Below are 7060 nucleotides of genomic sequence, written 5' to 3'. Positions count from 1 at the left end.
CGATGTAGTATTCAACGTCTGCATTTTTACGCAGTACGTTTAGTACATTAGTAAGGTCTTGTTGATTACCAACGCGCTCTAACTGTGCACCAAGTTGTGTGCTGTAAGCAGGGTTGATTTCAGCCGTTACTTTAGAAAGCTCAACAACAACGATGTTACCGTCTTGGTCTTTAGATTGTCCGAACACAGCTTGGCCGGCTTCTGGTTTCACTAGAGCGAATACAGATGCAGCTAATGGAGAATTACGGTCAATGGTTTCAAGTTCAGTAAACTCAAGGCTGTTATCCGCCAGTACCGCTTCATTACCTTGCTTGAGTTCGTTCACTAGAGAAACACCTAGCTCTACCGCTTGTTGCTCTGCTTTTACAGCAGACAATGCAGCTACAACTTGATCTTTCACTTCTGCTAAAGGAAGAACTGTTTCGTCGCGAGTCTCTTCTACACGTACAACAATAACGTGCTCAGGAGCCACTTCGATAACTTCAGAGTTCAAACCGTCTTCTTTCACTTCAGGGCTCAAGATAGCTTGCATTACTGCAGGCGTCATCAGAACTTCTGGAGCATCAGCTTGAGAGATGAAATCAGTCGTCGTGATCTTTGCGTTGATAGCTTCAGCAGAGTCGTCTAGAGAATCTGGGAATTCAAACGCTACTTTTTCAAGTTCAGTCTGTTGCTCGTAGAACTGATCAACTGCGTGTTGGTCTAGAAGCTCTGTCTTAATCTCTGCCGCTACTTCAGTGTAAGGCTGAGCTTGAGATGCTTTTAGTTCATCTAGCTTGATGATGTGGTAGCCAAAATCAGATTTAACTAGGCCAGTTGTATCGCCAATATTCACAAGAGCGAAAGCCGCGTCTTCGAATGCTGGGTCCATAACATCACGTTCAATCCAACCTAGGTCACCGCCAACGTCTGCACTACCGAAGTCGTCAGATTTCTCTTCTGCTAGCGTAGCAAAATCAGCGCCTGCATTTAGCTCGTCTAAGATAGACTGTGCTTTCGCTTCGTCATCACCTTGAACTAGGATGTGACTAACTTTGCGTTGCTCTTCAGTAGAGTACTTGTCTAGGTGCTCTTGGTAGTATTTCTGTGCTTCCTCATCGCTAACTTCAAGCTGCGATTTAAGAGCTTCAGCAGAAAGTTCGATGTAAGACACCTTGGCCTGCTCTGGACGAGTGTAAGCCGCAGGGTTCTCTTGGTAGTACAGTTCGATTTGCTCGTCAGTTAACTCGATATTTTTCGCTAGGTCAGCAACAGACAGTGTCACTGTACGAATGTCACGAGTTTGAGCAATAAGCTTGCTCTGAATATCAATTTCGCCTTGAAGAACAAATTCACTGCCTTGAAGTGCAGTAACAAGCTGGTTACGCATTAGGTCACGACGCATGTATTCAGCGAAGCTTTCTGCGCTGAAACCTGCACGACGTAATGCCGATTGGTAAACTTCTTGGTCAAATTGACCAGCCGTTTGGAACTGAGGCATTTCTAGAATCATGGTACGGATTTGAGAATCACTGATTCGTAGGCCTAGAGACTCTGCTTGCTGCTCAAGTAGAACATCGTTGATCATGCGATCAAGTACTGACTTACGGAAAGACTCAACGTATGTAGGGTCTGCAAGCATTTGAGCGAAGTAATCGCCAAGTTGAGATTGCATGCGATTACGTTCGTTTTGGTAAGCTTGTTCGAACTCACCACGAGCAATTTCTGTGTTGCCAACTTTAGCTGCTGCGTTGTTACCGCCACCGGTGATGTAGCTGCCTACACCTGCGAATACGAATGACAGGATAATCAACCCAAGGATAATTTTTACCGCGATGCTATTCACGCCTTCGCGTAATCGATCCATCATAATTTAAGTGCTCTCCGGATATGAAGCATTGGCTTCAAAATAAAAATCTATTCACGCGATATTATCAGAAAAAGAAATGCGCATCAGTAGGATGCGCATAATTTAAATAAGTTCAATGTGCTTTGCACATATACTGTTTAAAAATGAAACATCATTGTTCAAACAGTAAACGCATATTACTGCCTTCCCCTCACAAAACTCGAGGTTTCAGCAACAAAAATTAGTTACATGCGTCTTTAAGTGCTTTACCCGCTTTGAAGCCAGGTACTTTAGCTTCTGCGATTTGGATCTCTTCACCAGTTTTTGGGTTACGACCTGTACGAGCAGCACGAGTACGAACACTGAAAGTACCAAAGCCAACAAGTGCAACTTGGTCGCCTGATTGTAGCGTTGTGCCAACTGCTTCGATGAAAGCGTCTAGAGCGCGACCAGCTGAAGCTTTAGAGATGTCTGCGTTTTCTGCGATTGATTCTACTAGTTGTGTTTTATTCACTGTTTTTCCCCTATGTGTCATCTGTGACTACTTCTCGATGACTGTACGTTCCATTTTGGTTTTAATTTAGCCGCAAGCCTTATTACAAAAGGGCTGCCGCTTTAGTCGAATAACTTAGCGTCCAAAAAAAACGCTGACAAGCCTTTTCGGGTCTATCAGCGTAATTCTTTACTTATTTTTGCTATGCATCACTATTTTTTCACGTCGAACTCGACCCCTGACGGATCTCGTTCTAGTGCGACTTTCAGTACTTCATCAATCCATTGAACCGGAATCACCTTCAAGTCAGCGATTACGTTGTCTGGAATCTCTTCCAAATCACGTTCATTGTCTTTAGGAATCAAGACCGTTTTAATACCACCGCGGTGCGCTGCAAGCAGCTTTTCTTTCAAGCCACCGATAGGTAAAACTTCACCACGAAGGGTAATTTCACCGGTCATACCAACCTCTGCTTTTACAGGGTTACCCGTTAAGCTAGAGACCAATGCAGTACACATTGCGATACCCGCACTCGGGCCATCTTTTGGCGTTGCACCTTCCGGTACGTGAACATGAATGTCACGTTTCTCGTAGAAATCGGTGTTAATACCCAAATTTTCCGCACGAGAGCGAACCACTGTCATTGCCGCTTGAATCGACTCTTTCATCACATCGCCTAGTGAACCGGTTTGCGTTAGCTTACCTTTACCTGGCATTGATTCAGTTTCGATGGTCAGTAGATCGCCACCTACTTGCGTCCATGCTAAGCCAGTTACTTGGCCGATACGGTTGCTTTCATCCGCTTTACCGAAGTCATGACGTTGCACACCTAAGTACTCTTTCAGGTTATCAATGTTAACCGTTACAGATTTAAGGTCGCTGCCTAACAAGATATTCTTCACTGCTTTACGACAGATCTTAGAGATTTCACGCTCTAGGCTACGCACACCCGCTTCACGCGTGTAGTAACGAATGATGCCGATGATTGCAGAGTCTTCAATCTCAATCTCATGAGGCTTAAGACCGTTGCGTTGAACTTGCTTGTCCAATAGGTGGCTCTTGGCAATGTTCAGCTTTTCATCTTCTGTGTAACCCGACAGGCGAATCACTTCCATACGGTCCAATAGTGGGCCCGGAATATCCATCGAGTTAGACGTTGCAACAAACATCACATCAGATAAATCGTAATCGACTTCTAGGTAGTGATCGTTAAATGCGTTGTTTTGCTCAGGGTCTAGTACTTCTAGAAGCGCAGAAGATGGGTCGCCACGCATATCAGAAGACATCTTATCGATTTCATCTAATAGGAACAGTGGGTTCTTAACACCAACTTTAGACATCTTCTGGATTAATTTACCCGGAAGTGAACCGATGTACGTACGACGGTGACCACGAATCTCAGCTTCATCACGAACGCCGCCTAGCGCCATACGTGTGTACTTACGACCCGTTGCCGCGGCAATCGAACGGCCTAGTGAAGTTTTACCAACACCAGGAGGACCAACAAGACAAAGGATTGGACCTTTAAGTTTGTTGATACGGTTTTGTACTGCCAAGTATTCGAGAATACGTTCTTTAACACGTTCTAAGCCGTAGTGATCTTCGTTTAAGATCTCTTCCGCTTTCGCTAAATTCTTTTTAACTTTTGAACGCTTAGCCCAAGGAACGCCTACCATCCAATCAATGTAACTACGTACTACTGTTGCTTCAGCAGACATTGGCGACATCATTTTCAGTTTTTGCAGTTCTTGCTCAGTTTTTTCACGAGCTTCTTGAGGCATCTTAGAATCTTCGATCTTCTTCTTCAGAGTCTCGAATTCATCAGGCGCGTCGTCCATCTCGCCCAGTTCTTTCTGAATCGCTTTCATTTGCTCATTCAGATAGTACTCACGCTGAGACTTTTCCATCTGTTTCTTAACGCGGCCACGGATGCGTTTTTCAACTTGCAGGATATCAATTTCTGACTCCATTTGGCCCATCAAGAATTCCAGGCGTTCCGTCACATCTGAAATTTCTAGAACGTGCTGCTTATCTACCAGTTTAAGTGGCATGTGCGCAGCAATCGTATCAGCAAGGCGAGCAGCCTCATCAATACCGTTCAGCGAGGTTAGAACCTCTGGTGGAATCTTTTTGTTCAGCTTAATAAAGCCTTCGAATTGATTGATCGCACTGCGAACAACCACTTCTTGTTCTTTTTCGTCAAGTTCTGAGGTTACAACGTATTCGGCATCCGCTAAGAAAAACTCACTCTCTTTGAACTGGTGAATTTTTGCACGCTGCTGACCTTCGACAAGTACTTTTACGGTACCATCTGGCAGCTTTAGCAACTGAAGAATAGTAGCGACTGTACCTACGTTAAATAGGTCGTCGATTGAAGGCTCATCAGTGTCCGCTTCTTTCTGCGCTACAAGTAGTACTTGTTTGTTAGCTTCCATTGCCGATTCAAGGCAAGTAATCGATTTTTCACGACCAACAAACAATGGAATAACCATGTGTGGGTAAACCACTACATCACGTAGAGGTAGCACGGGGATTTCGATACGCTCGGAACGTTCCAAGTTCATATATTTCTCTCTTCCGCTTTAACTTATAAAGCAGTATATGGGGCTTAAACGACTGGATTCAATGGAAGAATAAAAAAAAGGAGGTAATTGCTTACCTCCTTTTTCAATTTGAGTGTGTAGTCTTAAAAAGACCTACTCTGCAACAGCTGCTTGGTTATCTGAGTTACTGTAAATCAATAGTGGTTCTGACTCACCATTAATTACCGACTCATCAATCACAACCTTGCTTACATCAGTTGAAGATGGCAGTTCGTACATAGTTTCTAGTAGAACACCTTCCAAGATAGAGCGTAGACCACGAGCACCCGTTTTACGGTTCATTGCTTTCTTCGCAATTGCGCGTAGGGCGTCTTCACGGAATTCTAACTCTGTATCCTCAAGTTCAAATAATGCAGCGTACTGTTTTGTCAGTGCATTCTTTGGCTCACAAAGGATTTGGATTAGCGCTTCTTCATCAAGCTCTGTCAGTGTTGTTGTAACAGGTAGACGACCAATGAATTCTGGAATCAAACCATACTTCACTAGATCTTCAGGTTCTACTTGAGTGAACAGTTCACCGATAGTTTTGGTTTCGTCTTTTGAACGCACTTCTGCGCCAAAGCCGATACCTGAACCTGTTTCTACACGTTGCTCAATCACTTTATCTAGGCCGGCAAACGCACCACCACAGATAAATAGGATCTTAGACGTGTCCACTTGCAAGAACTCTTGCTGTGGATGCTTACGACCACCTTGAGGTGGAACTGAAGCCACTGTACCTTCAACAAGTTTTAATAGAGCTTGCTGTACACCTTCACCAGACACGTCACGCGTGATCGATGGGTTTTCAGCTTTACGAGAAATCTTATCGATTTCATCGATGTAAACAATGCCGCGTTCCGCTTTCGCTACGTCGTAATCACATTTCTGAAGCAACTTCTGGATGATGTTTTCAACATCTTCGCCCACATAACCCGCTTCGGTTAGTGTTGTTGCATCTGCCATTGTGAAAGGAACGTCTAGGAAACGAGCCAGTGTTTCAGCCAGTAGGGTTTTACCACTACCAGTAGGACCGATAAGAAGAATGTTACTCTTACCTAGCTCTACGCCTTCAGCCGTCGTATCACCATTACGTAAACGCTTGTAGTGGTTATATACTGCAACTGCTAGCACTTTTTTCGCGTATTCTTGACCGATTACATAGTCGTCAAGATGCTCACGAATCTCACGCGGCGTTGGCAGCGATTCCGATTCTTTCTTTGGAAGAACATCTTTAATTTCTTCACGAATAATGTCGTTACAAAGATCGACACATTCATCACAAATGTAAACAGAAGGACCTGCGATTAACTTGCGAACTTCGTGCTGGCTTTTGCCACAGAAAGAGCAGTAAAGCAATTTACCGCTACCACCCTCTTTGCTTTTATCTGTCATTCGCTAACCTCTTAGCCTTTACTCTCTATGTTTGAGTGTATATCAATTTGAATCACTTTGCGTTAAACAATTGCCCTGCAATTATTGACCGCGGTGATTAAGAACTGAATCCACCAAACCGTATTCTACAGCCTGATCAGCAGACATGAAATTGTCACGATCTGTATCACGCTCAACAACCTCTAGAGGCTGACCTGTGTGCTCTGCCAATAGTTTGTTTAGCTTTTGCTTGATCGTTAGGATCTCTTGCGCGTGAATTTGAATATCAGACGCTTGGCCTTGGAAGCCGCCAAGTGGCTGGTGAATCATTACACGTGAGTTTGGAAGCACGTGACGCTTACCCGGAGTACCACCCGCTAGTAAGAATGCACCCATAGAGCAAGCTTGACCCATACATACTGTGCTCACGTTTGGCTTGATGAACTGCATTGTGTCATAGATAGACATGCCCGCTGTTACGCTACCGCCAGGTGAGTTGATGTAAAGATAGATATCTTTGTCTGGGTTTTCTGATTCCAAGAAAAGCAGTTGAGCCACGACAAGATTTGCCATGTGGTCTTCCACTTGACCTGTTAAGAAAATGATACGTTCTTTTAATAGACGAGAATAAATATCGTAAGAACGTTCACCACGGGAAGTCTGTTCAACCACCATAGGAACTAGTGCGTCCATAATCGATGGCATTGTATTTTTTTCTTGGTAGCTCATATTCTTATGTCCCTAAAATAAATGGCCCGAATGATTAAATCATACGGACCATTG

The 7060-nt window shown here is 44.1% G+C and carries 5 protein-coding genes; all 5 read right to left on the bottom strand.

Annotation, left to right across the window (positions count from 1 at the left end; genetic code table 11):
• Window positions 1-1849, bottom strand: a 1849-nt coding sequence (gene ppiD / locus AB4496_RS02465) for a peptidylprolyl isomerase (RefSeq protein WP_372130548.1), incomplete at its 3' end; no start/stop codon positions are given.
• A gap of 220 nt (window positions 1850-2069) precedes the next feature.
• On the bottom strand, window positions 2070-2363 hold the full coding sequence (locus tag AB4496_RS02460; protein WP_012604504.1) for an HU family DNA-binding protein: 294 nt from the start codon (window positions 2361-2363) through the stop codon (window positions 2070-2072).
• 170 nt (window positions 2364-2533) lie between these two features.
• A complete protein-coding gene (lon, locus tag AB4496_RS02455; protein WP_009847282.1) occupies window positions 2534-4885 on the bottom strand; it encodes an endopeptidase La in 2352 nt (783 codons plus the stop codon).
• 132 nt (window positions 4886-5017) lie between these two features.
• A complete protein-coding gene (gene clpX / locus AB4496_RS02450) occupies window positions 5018-6298 on the bottom strand; it encodes an ATP-dependent protease ATP-binding subunit ClpX (RefSeq protein ID WP_009847283.1) in 1281 nt (426 codons plus the stop codon).
• A gap of 81 nt (window positions 6299-6379) precedes the next feature.
• Window positions 6380-7006, bottom strand: coding sequence for an ATP-dependent Clp endopeptidase proteolytic subunit ClpP (gene clpP, locus AB4496_RS02445; protein WP_004736080.1), 627 nt, complete (start codon window positions 7004-7006; stop codon window positions 6380-6382).
• Between the last annotated feature and the right edge of the window lie 54 nt (window positions 7007-7060).

Source organism: Vibrio sp. 10N.222.46.A1, assembly GCF_041473595.1.
Taxonomy (GTDB): domain Bacteria; phylum Pseudomonadota; class Gammaproteobacteria; order Enterobacterales; family Vibrionaceae; genus Vibrio; species Vibrio tasmaniensis_A.
Note: the sequence above shows the minus strand (reverse complement) of the source record. Positions and strands in the feature narration are given on the sequence as shown.

What these genes read in the sequence shown, in the direction of transcription:
- AB4496_RS02460 (WP_012604504.1), bottom strand. Translation starts at nt 2,363, where the DNA reads ATGACACATAGGGGAAAAACAGTGAATAAAACACAACTAGTAGAATCA.
- lon (WP_009847282.1), bottom strand. Translation starts at nt 4,885, where the DNA reads ATGAACTTGGAACGTTCCGAGCGTATCGAAATCCCCGTGCTACCTCTA.
- clpX (WP_009847283.1), bottom strand. Translation starts at nt 6,298, where the DNA reads ATGACAGATAAAAGCAAAGAGGGTGGTAGCGGTAAATTGCTTTACTGC.
- clpP (WP_004736080.1), bottom strand. Translation starts at nt 7,006, where the DNA reads ATGAGCTACCAAGAAAAAAATACAATGCCATCGATTATGGACGCACTA.